Raw genomic sequence first — 18,107 nt, 5'->3', positions numbered from 1 at the left:
ATAGGCTGCTTAATTCAGGTTGAGCTCTTCCAGAACGAGGTTTACCACTATGGGCAGAGCGTCCTTCACTCTGCCCGTCATTTCTTCGGTAACCATAGTAGCTTCCTCAGTGCCCACGGCGAAGGCGATGACCTCTTCCGGCATCCTCCCCGGGAAGAGTTTTTTCCCTATTTCAATCGTGGTTGCCAGGTTGAAGTGGTGTGGCGAGATAGCCGAGCGTGAAGGATCGTAGACGTTCTCCGGCTTGAACCGGTAAACTTCGCCTACCTTTTCTCTCTCCGTCAGGACGGCATCGATCACGATCAACTTATCGTATCCGAGAATCAGATCCAACAGATTCAACCCGTCTATGCCGACATCCCTGACATCAATATTATCGTTCTTAATCTTCCCGGCTAACTCCTGAGCGACACGCACTCCGACGCCATCGTCTCCCAGGATCGAATTACCGATACCCAGCACCAGGGTCTTCATCTGTTACTGCTAGCTCCTTAAAACTTGGCGAATGCTCCCGTCCGCCTCATGGATAGTGAGCTCCAGGGGCATATGGCCCAGAGCGTGCGAAGAACAGGAGAGGCATGGGTCGTAGCAGCGGATGGCGACCTCAACACGGTTAAGTATTCCTTCGGTTACCTTACCGTCCTTGATGAAGGCATGGGCTACTTCGTTGACGGCACGATTCATGGCCAGGTTGTTGTGGCCGGTGGCTACAATCAGGTTGGCCTTGAGCATCTTACCGGTTTTGTCTACCCAGTAGTGATGGAAGAGTGTCCCCCGGGGTGCCTCGATTACTCCGACTCCCTCCTCGTTCAGACAGTCCGAGTTAAGCCAGATGTCTGTCGAGCAGATGTCCTTGTCCCCGGTAAGCGCCTTTATCTCTTCGGCGCAGTTAAGCATTTCGATCAGCCGGGCATAATGATAGTATAGTGACCCTTGCAGTATACCGTTTTTCCCCAGCTTCTTGAATTCCTTGAACTCCTTGTCTGCCAGGGGAGTGGTGCAGCCGTCGGCGACATTCAGTCGTCCCAGCGGACCTACCCGGTACATACCGGCGGGGTAGCCCATTTTCTTGTAGTAGGGGAACTTGAGGTAAGACCAGTCTTCGACCTTTTCCTCAATGATGGAGAGGTAGTCTTCCGGGGCCACGTCGTCTTCCAGTGTCATGCCGTCTTGGTCCTTCAGCCTGAGTTTACCGTCGTAGTACTCGGCATTGCCGTTATCATCGACCAGCCCGAGATAGGCGCTCTTAAAATCAGCGAAGCTTTCAGCAACCTCGCCATTTTTATCACAGTAGTCTTTGAACAGGTCAACGGCAAACTGGCAGTCGGCGATGATATCGTCAATCTGGCTTAAGATTTCATCACGCTTGTCACTGTGCAGGGCGCGGTTCATTCCCCCCGGAACGGCGGCATTGGGGTGGACTCTCTTGTGTCCCATTGCCTCTATTATCTTCTGTCCGAAGGCGCGTAGTTTGACCCCCTTCACGGCAGCATCGGGCATTGCGGCAATAACCCCGATGACGTTCCGTTTTGCCGGGTCGGCTTCCATACCGAAGATCAGATCGGGACTGGCCAGATGGAAGAAGTGAAGCGCGTGGGACTGGACCATCTGCGCCATATGAAGCAGCCGCCGCAGCTTATCGGCAGTAGGCGTTAGTTTAACACCCAGGATGGCATCTCCGGCCTTAGCCGCCGCCAGGTGATGGCTTACCGGGCAGATGCCGCAGATTCGGGGGGTAATTACCGGCATCTCCCAGAAGAGTCTTCCTTCACAAAATTTCTCAAAACCCCTCACCTGAGTAACGTGAAGATAGGTCTTGTCTACATTACCCTGTTCGTTGAGATGGATGGTAACTTTGCCGTGCCCCTCGATTCGGGTAACCGGCTCAATAACAATTTTCCTGGTCATAATATCCCCCTTTATCTCGGACCTTAATCGTACCTCATTGTCTCGCTTGGTAGCACCGGTATCCTACCCTCCAGAAGCTCGGATAGCGCGTACAGAATCGCCTTCGCACTGGGCGGGCAACCGGGGACGTAACAGTCAACCTTGACCACCTGGTTTATCGGTTTAACCTTTACCAGCGGCGGCAGTTCTTCTGAGCAGGGAATCTTGCTGTTGATAGTAGTGCTCTCGGTACTGTAGTATCTGTCAAGGACTTCTTCGTTGCTGAACAGGTTACGCATACTGACTATACCGCCGAAAACGGCACAGTCGCCCCATACCATCAGTATCTTACAGTTAGCGCGAATCTGTTTGGCTACCTCTTCGTCATGCTCGTTGCTGATTGCCCCCTCGATAATCCCTACATCGGCCGGGGTAAACTCCTTGAAATCAGTTATCGGTGTGGCAAGCAACTCTATCTTGTCTGCCAGCCCGATAATCGCTTCGTCAATGTCCAGAAAGGACATATGACACCCTGCACAGGCATCCAACCATGCTGAAATAACTTTTACCTTTGCCACTGTTAACCCCCTAGCGTAATACCAACTCTTTTCCCATTGTTTGAGAAACTGCCATCAGTATTTCTTTATCCTGAAGTACACCTTCTCCGGGTTCTAATACCTGCTTGATTTCCAGTGTACGTCCGCCCATATCAACATATTTACCTTCTCGCTCCGCCCATATCGGTGATGGTAGTACCACATCGGCGATAGCGGTAACCGGTGATTGATAGCTTGCCTGGACCACCAGAAAGTCGATCTCCCGGAGCCAGTTAAGCAGTTTCTCATCTACCGTATCATCGGAAAGCAGGAGATAGAGGCCCTTCGGCTTATCCTGCTTGATACCCTTGGCTAATCCTAATTCCCAGGCGCCGCGGCTGTTGGCACCGGATTTCAGAGAAACAACTCTTAAGCTGTTGCCCACCTGGTTCGCCGTGATACTGGCCAAGTTGAGAATAGTGGCAACCGCATCAGCACCGCCGCTCACAACAAGGTTTTCTCCGTAGATGATGATACCGCGCTCGGCCCGTGCGTATATCTCCGCTGCTTCCTCCAGAGTCTCCTTATCTATACCGGTGGTCCGGGTAACCTCGCCTACCTCGCACCGGTTGAGAGAAGTCTTAATCGCATCAGCCTTTCCTGATTTAGCCAGGCCTTTATCGAGAATGACCTTGGCCAGCCCGGTGAGCAGAGCTGCTTCACTGCCTGCCTTCGGCTTTAACCAGAGGTCGGTCCAGAGAGGGAAAGCATCCCTGGACGGGTGTACCACTACCAGTTTTGCTTTACCCTGACCGGCGGCACGGCGGATGAGAGTGCCGACTACAGGATTAGTCTTCTGGGGATCGGCTCCGATTACCATAATACAATCCGCTCCCGGTATCTCCTCGATAGAACACTCGATATCCAGCTTACCGTTGCCGGTAAACTTAGCGATGCCCTCGCTGATTATGCGGTAGCTGGCTCCATCCGGGGTATCAATTGAGTCACTGCCGATTACCCCTGAAATAAACTTGTGGAACAAAGAGAGCGTCTCACTGGGAAGTTTGGTGGATGCCATACCGGCGAAGCTCGCCTTCGCCTCTTTCAGCCCCGCGCTAATTCGTTGCGCCGCACTGTCCAGGCTGCACTCTTCGAACTCACAATCCTTGCTCCGTACCAGCGGTGAGGTAATTCTGGACTGTGTTTGTTCAAGCAGTTCAAAACGTCCCATTCGACACAGGGCCCCTCTCGGACTGGTCAAATCGGGAGCATCGATCCTGACTAGGTTGTTATCTCTTACCAGTACATTCAGCTCACAGCCTACCCCGCAGTCAGGACAAACGGTCTCGATCTGTTCACAGTCGTCGGTTATGCCTTTGTAGAGATTGATCTTATTAAAGATGGTGCCGGTAGGACAGGCTTGAACGCAAGGCCCGCAGTTGAGACAGGATGATTCATCCAGCGGCTGGTTCAAATCGGCCACCACCGTGGTCTTCCAGCCCCGCTGGCCGAAGTCCAGAGTGTTTACTGCCGCTATTTCACGGCAGGCCCGGATACACCGGCCGCAGAGAATACAGCGGTTGTGGTCGATTGTGATGTATTGATTCAGCGAATCTACCGATAGAGAGGGGAAGGTGTAGGGGTAGCGTACGTTGTCCATCTGGTATTGATAGCCCAGCTTTTGCAGCTCGCAGTCCCCGCTCTTTTCGCAGAACATGCAGAAGTGGTTGTGCTCGGTAAATATGAGCTCCAGTATCTGGCGGCGGTATTTCTCCAGCTTCTCGGTGTGGGTCTGTACCACCAGTCCTTCCCGGGCCGGGTAGGTGCAGGAGGGAACCGGCCTCCTCTCCCTTTCAATCTCTACGACGCACATTCGGCAGGCACCGACATCACTCAGTCCGTAGAGGTGACAGAGGGTAGGTATATCAATACCATTAGCCTGACAGATTTCAAGAACGGTGCTGCCTGCTTTTCCTTTAACCTGTTTACCATTTACTGTTATTGTTATCTCGTTCATGGCTTATTCTCCGACCTCCAAATCGTATCTAAGGCATCTTGAGGCTTCTTTCATTGCCTCTTCCGGGCTGTAAGTTAAGGTCACTTCCTTAAATAAGCGAGTGCCTTCACTCGCGGTGATTCCAGGAGCTCTGATTCTGGCCTTTTCCTTAACGTCTTCCTCTCTGGGGGCTCGGGAGAGCAGGTAATCGGTTTGTATCCGTTATGCTCTACCAGAGGTGTTAGCGCCTCTCCATTGAGGTACCTTCTTAAAGAGTTATGTTTTGGCACTAGCTTATTGGCGACAAAATTGTCTATTTCGTTCCCTCACAATCCCACATCTGCTCGCCACAACCCAGGTGAGAGAAGAAATAATAAGCTTCCTGTATATCGTCCTCTATGCCTAGCGCGGTATTTTTCGCAAAAAGGTAAGAGTTCACGTTATCCGGGTGTTGCGTACTCATACATCTTGGAATTTTTCTAGTTGTCACTCATACCTCACTATAGACATTTCACTTCGAATTGACATTCACCCTAGCGTATATTATTATTATGCATTATAAAACACGTATCATAATACTTATATTTTAGCAGAAGCCCTAGCTGGAATCAAGAGTTAAGGAGCAAGCAACAAGATGAGAAAAGGGGAATGGACATTCCTTACTAATCATGGGCGTCTGTTTACTTATATAGCAAAACATCCGAAAAGTACAGCCCAGGGGATTGCCCAAGAAGCTGGGCTAAGTATAAGGGCGGTGCAAAAAATCATAGGTGAATTAGAAAAAGGGGGTTACATAATCCGGCATAGAGAAGGCAGGTGTAATCGCTATGCAGTAAATCCAGAAATGCCAATGAGGCACCCATTAGAACGAGGACACCCTGTTGGAGATATACTTCTAGCTTTAGGATATCGATCACAAAAAGAGGACTCATAACAATGAACAAGAGTTTGTCTAGAGCTTAGTTACGCTTCTATAGGTAGAAAATGATGAATGTTAAGGAGTTATGAGAAGTAATATGACTCTAGGTACTTGACCTTCCCCTGTATTATAGGCCAACAGCAGTTAGAGTCTTATCGGTATTGGCTACCTAGTAGTGATGGAATGGTGCTCCTTGGAAGTGTAGCGCTGCCCCAAATTACACGTTTCCGGGTACTATTAAAGGGGACTATTAATAGTCACAAGTAGAGGTAATAAAAAGTTCTAATTCCTTTTTGGTATTTATATTAAAAAAACTAACTCCCCTGGGATCATATTGATGAATCTCACGCTCACCTAAATATCTAACCTTAACCAAACAGAAAAGCTCGCTTATTTTCCTGACACCTCTATTCAATAACTCCTCGATAAGAGCTAAACAACTTTTATTGTATATTGCATGCAATGGCTCTGTAAGATTACCTATACGTGGAATCACCGCATCATATTCAGCAGAAATGCTTATCATGTAACGAAGTAAATCACGCTGCAGGAATGGCATATCGCAAGCGACTACCAAGCCAAGATCTGAGTTAGAAGCTGATAGTCCCGCATGAATTCCGGCTAAAGGACCTTTATTGGGATATATGTCATTCACTATTCTCACTTTTGAATGCAAGACTGGCTTTTGGAGATTATTCAGAGGGGACGACACTATAATAATTTCGTTACACAAAGAATCAATTGAAGATATTACGTGTTCCAGCAAGCTTTTATTTTTTATGGTCAAGGATGCTTTGTTACAACCCATACGCTCACTCTTCCCACCGGTTAGAACAATACCACTTGTCTGAAACTCTTTTGACATCAAACACCAATCTAAATCTTAGTCTAATATCGTTAATACTGTGGTGGAGGGTGTATTAGCAGGTTACGCGCTCTAAAGGATCCTGCTCTTCAGGATTTCGAATGATCTTGACAATCACCATTTGATAACACTCTGTAGTCACCGGCGTAAACGTTCAGACTATTCCCTCTAACAAAACCAATTAAGGTCACTCCTAAATCTTTAGCCAACTTTATTGCTAAGGTGGTTGGAGCAGACTTAGATACAAGTATAGGAATATTCCTTTGGGCCACCTTTATTAATATATCGGAAAAGACTCTTGAACTGGTGAAAATTAGATGATTATCTGTTATCACGTCTTTTAAAAGGCATTCCCCGAATATCTTATCAATGGTGTTATGCCGGCTGATGTCTTCGGTAAAAATTAATATCCCTCCGGTATTATACAACGCAGCGCTGTGAAAGCATCCCGTAGATTTGAAATATCCCGACCTTTGGTTAAATTCTTCCATCATAGCGAATATCTTATCAGGAGAAATATTGATGGAGCTTTGTATCTTTAATTTTTTAACGTCGGATGAAAATTTATTAACGTCCCCAGAGGTAGAAGCATGTTTTGAAGGATCTACTACATTTTTCTGGGTTTCTATTTTAACAAAGCCTTTTTTTTCATTACATACTATTCCTCTTACTTCCTCTTTACTGTGAATTAAACCTCTATAAAAAAGATGCCCGACGGCCAGGTAGTCTAGGTTCAGAGGAGAACAGGGTAGAGTGATTATCTTATTGCCATTGAGAAATATATCAATATTATATTCGGTGGCAACCATATCCTCAACGATTGCTTTACCTTGTTCCGTAATACGTAGTACGGCTAATTTTTCTACTTCTCGCAAGTGCGCCCCAAAGAATAATAGATATTTTTGATAATCAACAGCATATGCTGTGACTTGTCAGGTGTCGTGATTCTAATGGTTGAATCAGAGTTGTTGTCATCTTGACTTCGGGTACCAGCAACCTGGAGAGAAGGGCGCTCTATGGCTTTATTTCATTGTATTCCTTCCGCCGTATCTCTCCAGGTATCTAGCTCTGGGAAAATATATTAATAACTCATTAGCTGCCTTTTACTGTTTGAAGTTGTTTCTCTAACCTCTCTATTTTTACAGCTGCCACCTTAAATTCTGGGATCTTGGCTACAGGATCAACAGCATCGTTGGTTAGGAAATTGGCTGCTGACTCGCCAAAATGAAAGGCCATGAAAACTGTTCCCTCAGGTACCCGCTCTGTAATATTAACTCTTGTTTCCATATGTCCCCGACGTGAACTTACCTTAACCCAGTCCATGTCTGCTATATTCAGTTTTTCCCCGTCCGCCGGATTCATTTCAAGGAGACCTTCCGGGGCAATCTCTGCTAAGCCCTTTGACCGTCGCGACATAGAACCGGTATGGAATTGAGGGCGGATTCTACCTGTATTCAGTAAGAATGGATAACATTCGTCTGGCAGTTCTGCAGGGGGTCGATATTCTACAGGAGTAAAGTGCCCCAATCCTCGAGTGAATTTGTCTTTATGAAGATTTGGTGTTCCCGGATGCTCACGAGTGGGGCATGGCCACTGTAAGCCTTGACCGTCCAGACGATCATAATGAACACCGCCATAAGAAGGGGTAACGGAAGCTATTTCCTCCATTATATCTGATGGTGACTGGTAAGACATTGAGTAACCCAACCTAGAACCAATCTCCTCGATAATCTCCCAATCTTGTCTACTCTGCCCGACTTCAGGAATTGCCTTACGAAGACGTTGAATTCTCCGTCCGGTATTAGTAAACGTTCCGTCTTTTTCAGCGAAGGAAACTCCGGGGAGTACAACGTCGGCCATCTTAGCCGTCTCCGTAAGGAAAATGTCCTGTACCACTAGAAAATCTAAATTCTCTAATGCTTCCTTAACATGGTTAAGATTGGGATCAGAAAGCATCGGGTTTTCCCCCATAATGTACATTGCTTTCAGAGTGCCTTTCTCGGCTTGGTTCATCATTTCAAGAACTGTTAGACCTGGTTTTTCGGGTAATTTTGCCTGCCAAGCATTCTCCATAGTCGCGCGTATGTTTTCATTAGCCACGCTCTGGTATCCCTGGTAGACATTGGGTAAAGCCCCCATATCACAGGCACCCTGAACATTACATTGCCCTCGTAGTGGGTTGACCCCTGTTCCCGGACGACCTATGTTACCAGTGAGCATGGCCAGATTAGCGGTAGACAGGACGTTGTCAACTCCAGTAGTGTGTTGAGTGATTCCCATCGAATAAACGATCGAGCTACTTTCTGCCTCAGCATACATCCTTGCTGCAGCAACTAATTGATCTTTTGGAATGCCGGTAATATTTTCTACCCGCTCAGGGGTGTATTCCGAGACGACTTTCTTGAAATCCTCGAAATTCTCAGTTCGGCTTTCCACGAATTCATGGTCATAGAGATTTTCGTTGATTATTACATTCATCAGACCATTAAGGAGGGCTACATCCGTTCCTCCTTTTTGCCTTAGCCATATATCAGCGTATTTCGTTAACTCGATTGCCCTCGGGTCGGCTACAATCAACTTTGTCTTCTTGGTTCTTACAAGACGCTTTATATGGTCACCGATTACAGGGTGGTTTTCGGTAGTATTGGAACCGATTACTAAGATGACCTTTGATTCCCCAAAATCCCGAATCGAATTAGTCATTGCACCGCTACCAAATGCCGCGGCTAGACCAACCACGGTAGATGCATGACAGAGGCGTGCACAATGGTCAACATTATTGGTCCCGAAACAGGCTCGAACAAATTTTTGAAACAGATAATTTTCTTCGTTGGAGCATTTAGCTGAGGATAACCCAGCCAAAGCATCGCTACCGTATTTTCTTTTCAAATCACTAATTTTTGTTGCAACTAGATCTAATGCCTCATCCCAGCTAGCTTCTCGAAATTCCCCGTTGCACTTGATTAAAGGAGTGGTAAGACGGTCAGGATGCTGGACAAAATCAAGGCCAAAACGACCTTTGACACAAAGATGTCCCATATTATCAGGACCGCTTTCAACACCACGGACCTTTACTATTTTGTTATTATTAATACCGAGTTCAATCTGGCAACCGACTCCGCAATAGGGACATGTGGTCTCGATCTTACTAATATCCCAGTTTCTACCCTGAAAGCGGGACAGCTTTTCGGTGATTGCTCCTGTGGGACAGGCTTGAACACAAGCACCACAGGCAAGGCAGCAAGTATCGCCTAATAGTTGTTTTATCTCTGCGGTAACAAAGGTCTTACTACCTCGATTACCAAAACCCAGTACCTGGTTGCTGGTAATCTCATCACAGGCACGGACGCACCGCCCACACAGAATGCACTTATTCGGGTCTCTCAATATTACCGGACTTGAGTCATCAATTGGATCGATCTCTTTGTTAATTAGAGGTATCGGGCGATCAATACAATATTGATATATCAAATCCTGTAGTTCGCAACTACCATTTTTTTCACAAAAGAGACAATTATGCTCATGCTCGGATAAGAGAAGCTCCAGTATCTGACGGCGGTACTTTTCCAGTCGTTCCGTATTAGTTTTGACTACCAGTCCGTCTCTTATAGGATAAGTACAAGCAGGGACTGGCTTGCGCTCTTTCTGGATTTCAACAACGCACATACGACAGGCACCGACATCACTCAGTCCGTCAAGGTGACAGAGTGTTGGCACATAAATACCATTCTCCTTACACACCTCGAGAACCGTGTTCCCGGGGCGTCCTTTTAACTCACGATCGTTTATTGTTAAAGCTATTTCTTTCATGATTTATTCTCCAACCTCCATGTCGCATCTAAGACACCTTGATGCTTCTTCCATTGCCTCTTCCGGGCAATAAGTTAAGGTCACTTCCTTAAATGAAGAAGTCTTTTGGCTCATGGCGATTTCAGAAGCTCTGATTCTGGCCTTTTCCTTAAGCTCCTCTTCACTGGGTGGTTCGGAAGAGTATGCAATCGGTTTATATCCGTTACGCTCTACCAGAGGTGTTAGCTCCTCTCCATTGAGGTACCTTCTTATTGAACAGGCTGCTCTCTGTCCAGCAGCAATAGCTTCGATGACCGTTTGGGGACCGGTGGCGACATCTCCGCCGGCAAAAACCCCTTCTCTACTGGTAGCCAGGGTCCGTTTATTAGTGGTTACTATTCCGCCTTTTCCTGTTTTGATAGTATCGTTCTTGATGAAAGAGGTATCCGGTTTTTGGCCGATAGCTTCGATGACCATATCCACATCCACCACATATTCGGAGCCTTGAATAGGGTTGGGGGTCTTCCTCCCGCTGCGATCAAACTCTCCCAGCTCCATGCGGATACACTCAAGTCCGGCTACTTTTCCATTTTTACCCAGGATCTTGGTTGGCGCAGTCAGTAAATGGAGCGCCACGCCCTCCTCCTTGGCCGCTTCTATCTCTTCAACTATCGCCGGCATATCCCGTTCTTCACGCCGGTAAAATATGTGTACCTCTTTGGCCCCTTTTCTCAAAGAGACCCGGGCAGAGTCGATTGCCGAGTTACCGCCGCCGATAACGGCTACCTTCTGACCAACCTTTAGCGGTCTGCCCAGATTAATCTCTCTCAAGAACTCAATTGCATCGTATACCCCGGGCAGTTCTTCACCGGGAATACCCGCTTTGGTACCTTGATGAGCGCCGGTGGCGATGAATACCGCCTTATAACCATCGGCAAACAGTGTGTCAATGTCATTGACCGGGGTGTTCAGCTTGATATCCACGCCGAGGTCTTCAATGTCCTGAATTTCCCTTTTAAGCATGTCATTGGGCAGGCGATATTCCGGAATAGCTACCGCCAGCATCCCTCCCGCTACGGGGAGAGCTTCAAATATGGTAACTTGGTAGCCCTCCAGGGCAAGGTCCCAGGCTGCGGATAGCCCGGCCGGACCGGCCCCGATAATAGCCACTCTTTCCGCCTTTTTCTCCTTCATCTTGGGGGTGTATTTGAACCCATGACTGTAAGCGTAGTCGGCAGCAAATCTCTTCAGATCCCTGATAGCTATCGGTTCGTCAACCTGAGCGCGGTTGCACTTGAATTCGCAGGGATGATGACACACCCGTCCGCATACTACCGGCAGTGGATTACGCTGTTTGATTAGACTGTAGGAATCGGTGAACCTGCCTTCCTTGATCAAACTGACGTAGCCGGGGATATCCAGCTCTACAGGGCAGGTATGCTGGCATGGAGAGCGAAATAGTCCTGAGCAGACGGAGGCCGGGCATTTTTTATCAATAATATGCGCCTCATACTCATCACGGAAGTAACGTAGTGTAGTCAGAACCGGGTTGGGGCTGGTCTGTCCTAATCCGCAGAGTGAAGCAGAAGAAATCATTTCTGCCAATTCCATAAGAGCATCCAGGTCGGCTAATGTAGCCTTACCGGTGCTGATCTTGTTGAGAATATCCAGCATCTCGGGAATACCGGCACGACATGGAGTACATTTGCCGCAAGACTCACCTTTTGTAAACTGGAGGAAATACTTGGCGATGTCTACCATACAGCTATCTTCATCCATGATAACAACGCCACCGGAACCCATGATAGCACCAAGAGCAGGAATTGACTCGTAATCAACGGGGGTATTCAGATGTTCGACTGGAATAACGCCACCGGAGGGGCCTCCTAACTGGGCAGCTTTAAATTTTTTACTGTCAGGTATACCCCCGCCGATATCATTAATAATTTTTCCTAGCGGAGTTCCAAGTGGTATCTCAACGAGCCCCGGGTTATTTACTTTACCAACAAGACATAGCGTCTTGGTACCTTTACTTGTAGTGCTGCCTACACTAGCAAACCATTCGGATCCCCTTAATATAATCTGCGGAACATTAGACCAAGTTTCCACATTATTAATAGTTGTTGGTTTGCCGAAAAGACCACCGCCGACGTTGGCAGGGAAGGGAGGGCGCTGACGGGGATTACCCCTCTTGCCTTCAATAGATCCTAATAGTGCAGTTTCTTCACCACAGACAAAGGCTCCAGCCCCAGGGAAAATATCAAGATCAAATTCAAAACTGGTTCCCAAGATATTCTTACCGAGAAGACCATATTCGTGGGCTTGTTGAATAGCATGATTCAAAGTTTCGATGGCTAGCGGATATTCAGCGCGGACATAAGCGTAGCCCTGTTTAACGTTACCTATTGCATAAGCACCGAGGGTCATACCTTCAATAATGGAGTGCGGGTTACCCTCAAGAACAGCACGGTTCATATAAGCACCGGGATCACCTTCATCGCCGTTACAAACAACGTGCTTCTCCGGAGCAACAGCACTACGCACAAAACCCCACTTAGTTGCTGTAGGAAAACCAGCACCACCACGGCCGCGGAGTCCGGCTTTATTAACCTCCTCGATAACCTCCTCTGGCTTCATGCTACTTATAGCTTTGCCAAGAGCAAGGTAACCACCACGGGCAATATAATCTTCAATACTAGTAGGGTCTATGTCCTGATTATGCATGATACGGATTTCTTGGAGTTTAAGTAGCGGATCATCGAGGGATAAGGCCCACTTATTAATAGGGGTACCCTTTACCAGATGCTCTTTGATGATTTCCTTTACCTTTTCTTCATCGACATTGTAATAGATAGTTTTTCCTTTCTGGGGAGTAATTACGGTTACAGTAGGTTCACGTCCGCAAAGCCCGATACAGCCTGCCTTTAATACTACAACATCGGTCAACTTACGCCGGTTCACTTCTTCGTTGAATGCCGAGAGTACCTTGTCTGCACCGGAAGAAATGCCACATGTTCCGAGGTGAACCTTGACCTGGATTTTACTGTCTAGCTTTGCTATGTTTGCTTTGGCCTGTTCGTACAGGCTGTTTAGTTCCTTTACTGATTTCAATTGTTTCATTATAGACCTTCCTACCGATAAGAATTCAGGATTTCTTTCATCTGGTTGGGTTTAACTCTACGATGGACATGTTCATTGATAGCAATAACAGGAGATAGTCCGCAGCATCCCAGACAGCGAACCTCTTGAAGGGAAAATCTCCCATCACTGGTGATACTACCAGGTTCCAGCTTCCACTCTTTCTTTAAATGGTTGAGAATCTTCTCACCACCCCTTACGTAGCAACTGGTGCCCATACAAACCTGGATAACATATTTACCTTTAGGAACCATGGTGAAGAATGAATAGAAACTAATGATACCGTAGATCTCACTTTTGGAGATCTTTGTTAGCTGCGAGATTTTTTCGATAATCGGTACAGGAAGATAGCCGAATAGCCCTTGCGCCTGCTGCAAAATTCTGATGATGTCGCCGGCTTTACCTTTGTTAGCCACGACTATCTGGGCGACTTTTTGGAAATCTTCTTCCCCAAAACCGTTTTCTCCCACTATCTTGGCTTGTGTTTCACTTTCTTTCATCATCTTGATGCCAATTTCCCTCCTACCTTGATTCTAGCCCCTCATTTCAAGAGCCAGTATTATTTTCAAGAAATCTTTTTTCACCGCAACTTTCTTCGCTATCAAGTACCCGTTCCTGAAGCTAAACTGGTAACGATCCCCAATCCCAATGAACAGCTGATACCGCTTTCAGGAGCAGGTCAGGAAGTTACAACCACACCAGCAACATTCCAGCAGGATAACATCCTGCTGGAATGTTAAAAAACTAACTGCTTATACGATCAGTCTTGAGATCCCTATTTCGTCACCGTACTGCACTGAGCCCCGGAGTCCTTCTTTCTCTGGTATAGCCACCAGTATATTGTTCCAACGAAGAAGGAACCGCCTAATATATTACCCAGGGTGACCGGGATAAGGTTATTGACAATCATCGCAGCCCAGGTTATTTTACCCGTGGTGAAAATGGCTGCCGGGAGGAAGAACATGTTCGCTACACTGTGTTCAAAACCCAGAGCGACAAAAGCCATGATAGGGAACCAGATAGCCAGAATCTTCCCCCCAATATCATCGGCACTTATAGCCATCCATACGGCCAGGCACACCAGCCAGTTACAGCCCACAGCACGCCAGAATGCCGCTCCCCAGCTAAGAGAAGTCTTGGCTACTGCAATATTACCAATGTAGGTATTCCAGGGGTCGTTAGCGAGGAGACCGGTCAGATGAGCTAAGAAAAAGGCGACAAACAGGGCGCCTATAAAATTACCGATATAGACAAGAAACCAGTTCCGGAACAACCCGATCCACCTAGCTTTCCCCTCGAGGCAAGATATGAAAGGAACCATGCAGTTGCCCGTAAAAAGTTCTGATCCCGCAATAACCACCAGCATTAGTCCGACAGGAAAGACGCTGGCGAAGATCAGTTTCTGTATGCCCGGGATTGTTGCCGGCCAGGGGCTACCGGCGGCAGTGGTGACAGCCAGTTGGCTGCCAAAAGCAATGAATGCGCCAGCAAGGAAAGCTAAGACAATCAGTTTGCTTTTGGGTGATTGTATCTTTGCACAACCTGCTGTACACGCCGCCTCTGCAATATCACGTGGTGACTTGAACGCCATTAATATACCTCCTACATATATTAATTTAGTATATTTTGACCAGTGTCGTTGTACTCTGAGTTGGCGAAATCGGTCCCGATTTGAGCTCCACTGTCACACGAATATTCTATTAACTAACCGTGCGTTCGATACTGCTGATATTAGTGTTGATATTCAGGTAGCCCGTTACTAAGTTGATCACCAAACAAAACCCGGAACAAACAAAGGGTTCAGGCCATCGATCCATACCGTGCGTGAACAGACGGGACTGCTCATAGCCTAAGTTTGATAATCTACCACGCCTCCGGATAACCAATGTCGACGAAAATGGTCTCTAGGTGGGTTTTATGCCCTATTTCCATGTTGGCTAGCCCTTTGAAAGTCTCACGGTAGGTCGAATCAATTGCACAAGCAGCCAGCTTGGAATAAAACTCTGCGGCTTCCTGTTCTTTCTTCATCGCCAGAGCCATTGCTTCCTGCGGTTTCATGTTAGTAGAAAGGATTGGCCCCTCAGTGGCTTCTGCCACCTTGTAATCTTGCGGTACTGGCAGATTTCGTAGCAAATTTTTATCTTTTTTGCACTTCTTCAGGAAATCCATGTGCCCTAGTTCATCTACGGCGAGTTGCTGAAAGGTCTTTTTGACATTCTGATCACGCGACTGATTCGCCACACTACTGTAAAATGCGTGCGACTCTTTCTCACGTTCAACTGCGGAGTCTAAAATGGTGTCGATATTCACTGGATCCTTCATAACACCTTCCTCACAAAATAGCCGATATTATATTACTATATTGCAGATCATAATGCAATAATAGAAATTGTGTATGTTGTAATAGTGTAATAGGGCAACTCTGTGCTGGGGCTTATCTTATGTTGCGATGATATTGGGGCGGCTGCCGGATGGTAGAACTGCGATACAATCTGATACCAAAGCAATGATGCCGCCGAAAAGGGTGGATCTGTTATAATTTTGCAGAGGCCAACCGGTTGGGCCTGAGGGTATTCATTAATGAAGGGAGTAGCGGGTAGAGTTACCTCAGTTGAGCCGTTTTATGAGAATATTAAGCGACATACCGGTCAGCCTGGATGCCGGAGAGGTGCTGGAGCGGATAAATATACGTAGTAAAAGGTCGGATATGCTGAATAGTATCCGGGAGCTGATTGCGGTTGTCCTTCCCGTTGCCAGGCCTAAGGTTATCTATCAGGTCTGCTATGTCGATAACAGAACCGAAGACTCGCTTGAGGTTGATGGGGTAAGGTTCACCAGCCGTGTTCTCCGGAATAGCCTGGATAAAGTAGGTCGTGTTTTTCCGTTCGTGGCGACCTGCGGCAGGGAGTTGGATGACATAGATGTCCCGTCCGGTGATTGTATCAGGTGTTACTACCTGGACCAGATTAAGGAGATGGTCCTGGAAATGGCGGTGCGCCATCTTGAGGGACATCTGACCGGGAGATACGAACTGGGGCAGATATCGGAAATAGGGCCGGGCTCTCTGGAGTCCTGGCCGATAACCCAGCAGAAAGAGCTGTTTTCCATCTTGGGTAATGTCGAGGAAGCCATTGGGGTAAGGCTTACCGATGAGTCCCTGATGGTTCCGCTGAAATCTATCTCCGGGATATACTTTCCCACTGAGACCAGGTTCGAGAGCTGCCGGTTATGCTCGAGGGAAAGGTGTACCGGGCGCAAGGCTCCCTATGCCCCCGATCTGGCCGGTAAATATACGGGCGCCTGAAGCCGTACTGGATGCTGTACTGAATTGGGATAGCGCCGGGACTGAATATAGTGATAAAATCGTACGGTCATTCGTATATACAGGAGGCGGTTTATGGCAGAGCACATAGACCCACAGCATATCTCCGACTTCATAAAGTGGATCGGCGTAAGTACCTACAAGCAGTATGGCGGTAGCACCAAGGACTACCACAAGATGTCGGCAGACGAAAAGAAGCAACTGGGCGGAATTACAAAAATGGTTGGCGAGGCAATGACTAAGGGTATTATCCTGGCTAAGGAGCAGCCGGAACTGGTTAAAGCCCATATCAAATACCTGGAATCAGTACAACCGGGCTACACTAAACGGATGCTGGAGGATATGTTAACGCAGTATCGGGAGTTCCAGTATGCTAGGACGTACTCTGATGAATAGAGAAGAGAGAAAAAATTGTAGACTATTCTCATCGTGCTGCCCCTCTTGCTCGCTACAGTGCTTCCCGGGGGCATGTTGAGAGATTTAAGTAAGTAGAGCAGTGCAAAAAGCTAGGCGAATAATTGGCTCCCCGGCAAGGACTCGAACCTTGAACCTAGCGGTTAACAGCCGCCCGCTCTACCGATTGAGCTACCGGGGATTGCTATCGTGGCTGCCGAGCCTGGATTCGAACCAGGGCTAAAGGATTCAAAGTCCTCCGTGCTACCGCTACACAACTCGGCAACGGGATTATTATAGCATAAAATCAGGCCTCAAGCTGTCGTTTCGCCCTTCAGCAACCCTAATGGTGCCGAAGGTCGGACTCGAACCGACACGGGGATTGCTCCCCAACAGTTTTTGAGACTGTCGCGTCTACCTCTTCCGCCACTTCGGCACAAGCGGAAGACGAGATTCGAACTCGCGATCCTCTCCTTGGCAAGGAGATGCTCTACCGCTGAGCCACTTCCGCCCGCTATGTAGTGGTGCCGAGGCTCAGAATCGAACTGAGGACACGCGGATTTTCAGTCCGCTGCTCTACCAGCTGAGCTACCTCGGCACAAAGGTTATTTTAACCTAGTGGGGTCACGCCGTCAAACCGGGCTTGCTTAATGATTCAAGACATTCGTCAAATCGCCCGCTTCTGCTCAGGATTAAACTTTCTTGCTATTGACAAGGTATCCAAAGGGGGCTAAACTCAGGTCAATAATCGCATCACCCTGTGCTACATAATCTTGTTGAAAGGAGTCGAGATGTACAAAAAAATCTTGGTGCCACTGGATGGTTCAGAGATCAGCGAGCACGTTCTTGGACATGTCAAGGCGATAGCTCGAGGATGCCAGGTTAAAGAGGTGGTACTACTGCAGGTAATTGAGCCCCTTCTGATATCATTTAAGTCAACTATTACCATGGCCGACCGCTACCGTGAGGAAGAGGACAAATATGAGAAATCCGTTCAAGAGTATCTCGCCCGGGTGGCCGGCACTTTGAAGAAGAATGGCCTATCTGCTGAGACTGTGATGGTACCTGTAACCCATGGTTCTGTGGCAGATGAGATACTTAACTATGCTACCGAGAACGGTGTTGACCTGATTGTTATGAGCACACACGGCAAGTCGGGCCTGTCACGCTGGCACTTCGGCAGTGTGGCTAACAGGGTGTCCAGCCATTCTCCAGTTCCCGTGCTGATAGTCACGCCGAGCGGTTTTCGGACCGGATGAGGC

The 18,107-nt window shown here is 47.7% G+C and carries 15 protein-coding genes and 5 tRNA genes; 4 read left to right on the top strand and 16 right to left on the bottom strand.

The window, feature by feature from the left end; all coding sequences use genetic code 11:
* Positions 1–9 precede the first annotated feature (9 nt).
* The 4 genes from PHI12_04745 to PHI12_04730 are packed head-to-tail and all read right to left on the bottom strand — an operon-like array spanning position 10 to position 4,440.
* Positions 10–474 (bottom strand): hydrogenase maturation protease, encoded by a 465-nt coding sequence (locus tag PHI12_04745; GenBank protein MDD5510095.1) that lies wholly within the window; start codon positions 472–474, stop codon positions 10–12.
* A 9-nt stretch (positions 475–483) separates the two neighbouring features.
* Positions 484–1,908: a Ni/Fe hydrogenase subunit alpha gene (locus PHI12_04740; GenBank protein ID MDD5510094.1), complete on the bottom strand. Its 1,425-nt coding sequence runs from the start codon at positions 1,906–1,908 to the stop codon at positions 484–486.
* 23 nt (positions 1,909–1,931) lie between these two features.
* Complete coding sequence (locus tag PHI12_04735; GenBank protein MDD5510093.1) at positions 1,932–2,465, bottom strand: hypothetical protein; 534 nt, start codon at positions 2,463–2,465, stop codon at positions 1,932–1,934.
* Between the two features lie 10 nt (positions 2,466–2,475).
* The gene (locus tag PHI12_04730) at positions 2,476–4,440 is read right to left on the bottom strand and encodes a molybdopterin-dependent oxidoreductase (GenBank protein ID MDD5510092.1); all 1,965 of its coding nucleotides are present in this window, start codon (positions 4,438–4,440) and stop codon (positions 2,476–2,478) included.
* A 613-nt stretch (positions 4,441–5,053) separates the two neighbouring features.
* Between PHI12_04730 and PHI12_04725 the strand changes: the two genes are divergently transcribed.
* Positions 5,054–5,353, top strand: coding sequence for a winged helix-turn-helix domain-containing protein (locus PHI12_04725; GenBank protein MDD5510091.1), 300 nt, complete (start codon positions 5,054–5,056; stop codon positions 5,351–5,353).
* A gap of 235 nt (positions 5,354–5,588) precedes the next feature.
* On the opposite strand, the gene PHI12_04720 is transcribed toward PHI12_04725, so the two are convergent.
* The 7 genes from PHI12_04720 to PHI12_04690 form a co-directional block, all read right to left on the bottom strand.
* Positions 5,589–6,203 carry a molybdenum cofactor guanylyltransferase gene (locus PHI12_04720; GenBank protein ID MDD5510090.1) on the bottom strand — a complete coding sequence of 205 codons (615 nt, stop codon included), beginning with the start codon at positions 6,201–6,203 and terminating at the stop codon, positions 5,589–5,591.
* 89 nt (positions 6,204–6,292) lie between these two features.
* Positions 6,293–7,078 (bottom strand): formate dehydrogenase accessory sulfurtransferase FdhD, encoded by a 786-nt coding sequence (fdhD, locus tag PHI12_04715; protein ID MDD5510089.1) that lies wholly within the window; start codon positions 7,076–7,078, stop codon positions 6,293–6,295.
* A gap of 217 nt (positions 7,079–7,295) precedes the next feature.
* Positions 7,296–10,013, bottom strand: coding sequence for a formate dehydrogenase subunit alpha (gene fdhF / locus PHI12_04710; GenBank protein ID MDD5510088.1), 2,718 nt, complete (start codon positions 10,011–10,013; stop codon positions 7,296–7,298).
* A gap of 3 nt (positions 10,014–10,016) precedes the next feature.
* Positions 10,017–13,112, bottom strand: a complete 3,096-nt coding sequence (locus PHI12_04705) for an FAD-dependent oxidoreductase (protein MDD5510087.1) — start codon at positions 13,110–13,112, stop codon at positions 10,017–10,019.
* Between the two features lie 11 nt (positions 13,113–13,123).
* Positions 13,124–13,633: an NAD(P)H-dependent oxidoreductase subunit E gene (locus PHI12_04700; GenBank protein MDD5510086.1), complete on the bottom strand. Its 510-nt coding sequence runs from the start codon at positions 13,631–13,633 to the stop codon at positions 13,124–13,126.
* A gap of 272 nt (positions 13,634–13,905) precedes the next feature.
* Positions 13,906–14,721, bottom strand: coding sequence for a formate/nitrite transporter family protein (locus PHI12_04695; protein ID MDD5510085.1), 816 nt, complete (start codon positions 14,719–14,721; stop codon positions 13,906–13,908).
* Between the two features lie 272 nt (positions 14,722–14,993).
* On the bottom strand, positions 14,994–15,452 hold the full coding sequence (locus PHI12_04690; GenBank protein ID MDD5510084.1) for a ferritin family protein: 459 nt from the start codon (positions 15,450–15,452) through the stop codon (positions 14,994–14,996).
* Between the two features lie 301 nt (positions 15,453–15,753).
* Here PHI12_04690 and PHI12_04685 point away from each other — a divergent pair, with 301 nt between their 5' ends.
* Together PHI12_04685 and PHI12_04680 are read left to right on the top strand one after the other, a co-directional pair.
* Complete coding sequence (locus PHI12_04685; protein ID MDD5510083.1) at positions 15,754–16,434, top strand: vitamin B12 dependent-methionine synthase activation domain-containing protein; 681 nt, start codon at positions 15,754–15,756, stop codon at positions 16,432–16,434.
* Positions 16,435–16,527: 93 nt separating this feature from the next.
* The gene (locus tag PHI12_04680; GenBank protein MDD5510082.1) at positions 16,528–16,848 is read left to right on the top strand and encodes a hypothetical protein; all 321 of its coding nucleotides are present in this window, start codon (positions 16,528–16,530) and stop codon (positions 16,846–16,848) included.
* Between the two features lie 123 nt (positions 16,849–16,971).
* Here PHI12_04680 and PHI12_04675 read toward each other — a convergent pair.
* The 5 genes from PHI12_04675 to PHI12_04655 all read right to left on the bottom strand — a co-directional run bounded on the left by PHI12_04675 (position 16,972) and on the right by PHI12_04655 (position 17,443).
* A tRNA-Asn gene (locus PHI12_04675) sits at positions 16,972–17,047 on the bottom strand.
* Between the two features lie 9 nt (positions 17,048–17,056).
* Positions 17,057–17,130: transfer RNA gene (locus PHI12_04670), tRNA-Gln, on the bottom strand.
* Between the two features lie 62 nt (positions 17,131–17,192).
* Positions 17,193–17,281, bottom strand: a tRNA-Leu gene (locus tag PHI12_04665).
* A gap of 3 nt (positions 17,282–17,284) precedes the next feature.
* Positions 17,285–17,356 (bottom strand) — tRNA-Gly (locus PHI12_04660).
* A gap of 11 nt (positions 17,357–17,367) precedes the next feature.
* A tRNA-Phe gene (locus PHI12_04655) sits at positions 17,368–17,443 on the bottom strand.
* Between the two features lie 193 nt (positions 17,444–17,636).
* On the opposite strand from PHI12_04655, the gene PHI12_04650 reads away from it, so the two are divergent.
* A complete protein-coding gene (locus PHI12_04650; protein MDD5510081.1) occupies positions 17,637–18,104 on the top strand; it encodes a universal stress protein in 468 nt (155 codons plus the stop codon).
* The last annotated feature ends 3 nt before the right edge of the window (positions 18,105–18,107 follow it).

Source organism: Dehalococcoidales bacterium (assembly GCA_028716225.1).
Classification (GTDB): Bacteria; Chloroflexota; Dehalococcoidia; order Dehalococcoidales; family UBA5760; genus UBA5760.
The sequence above is the reverse complement of the archived record's forward strand: the minus strand, read 5'-3'. Positions and strand labels throughout refer to the sequence as shown.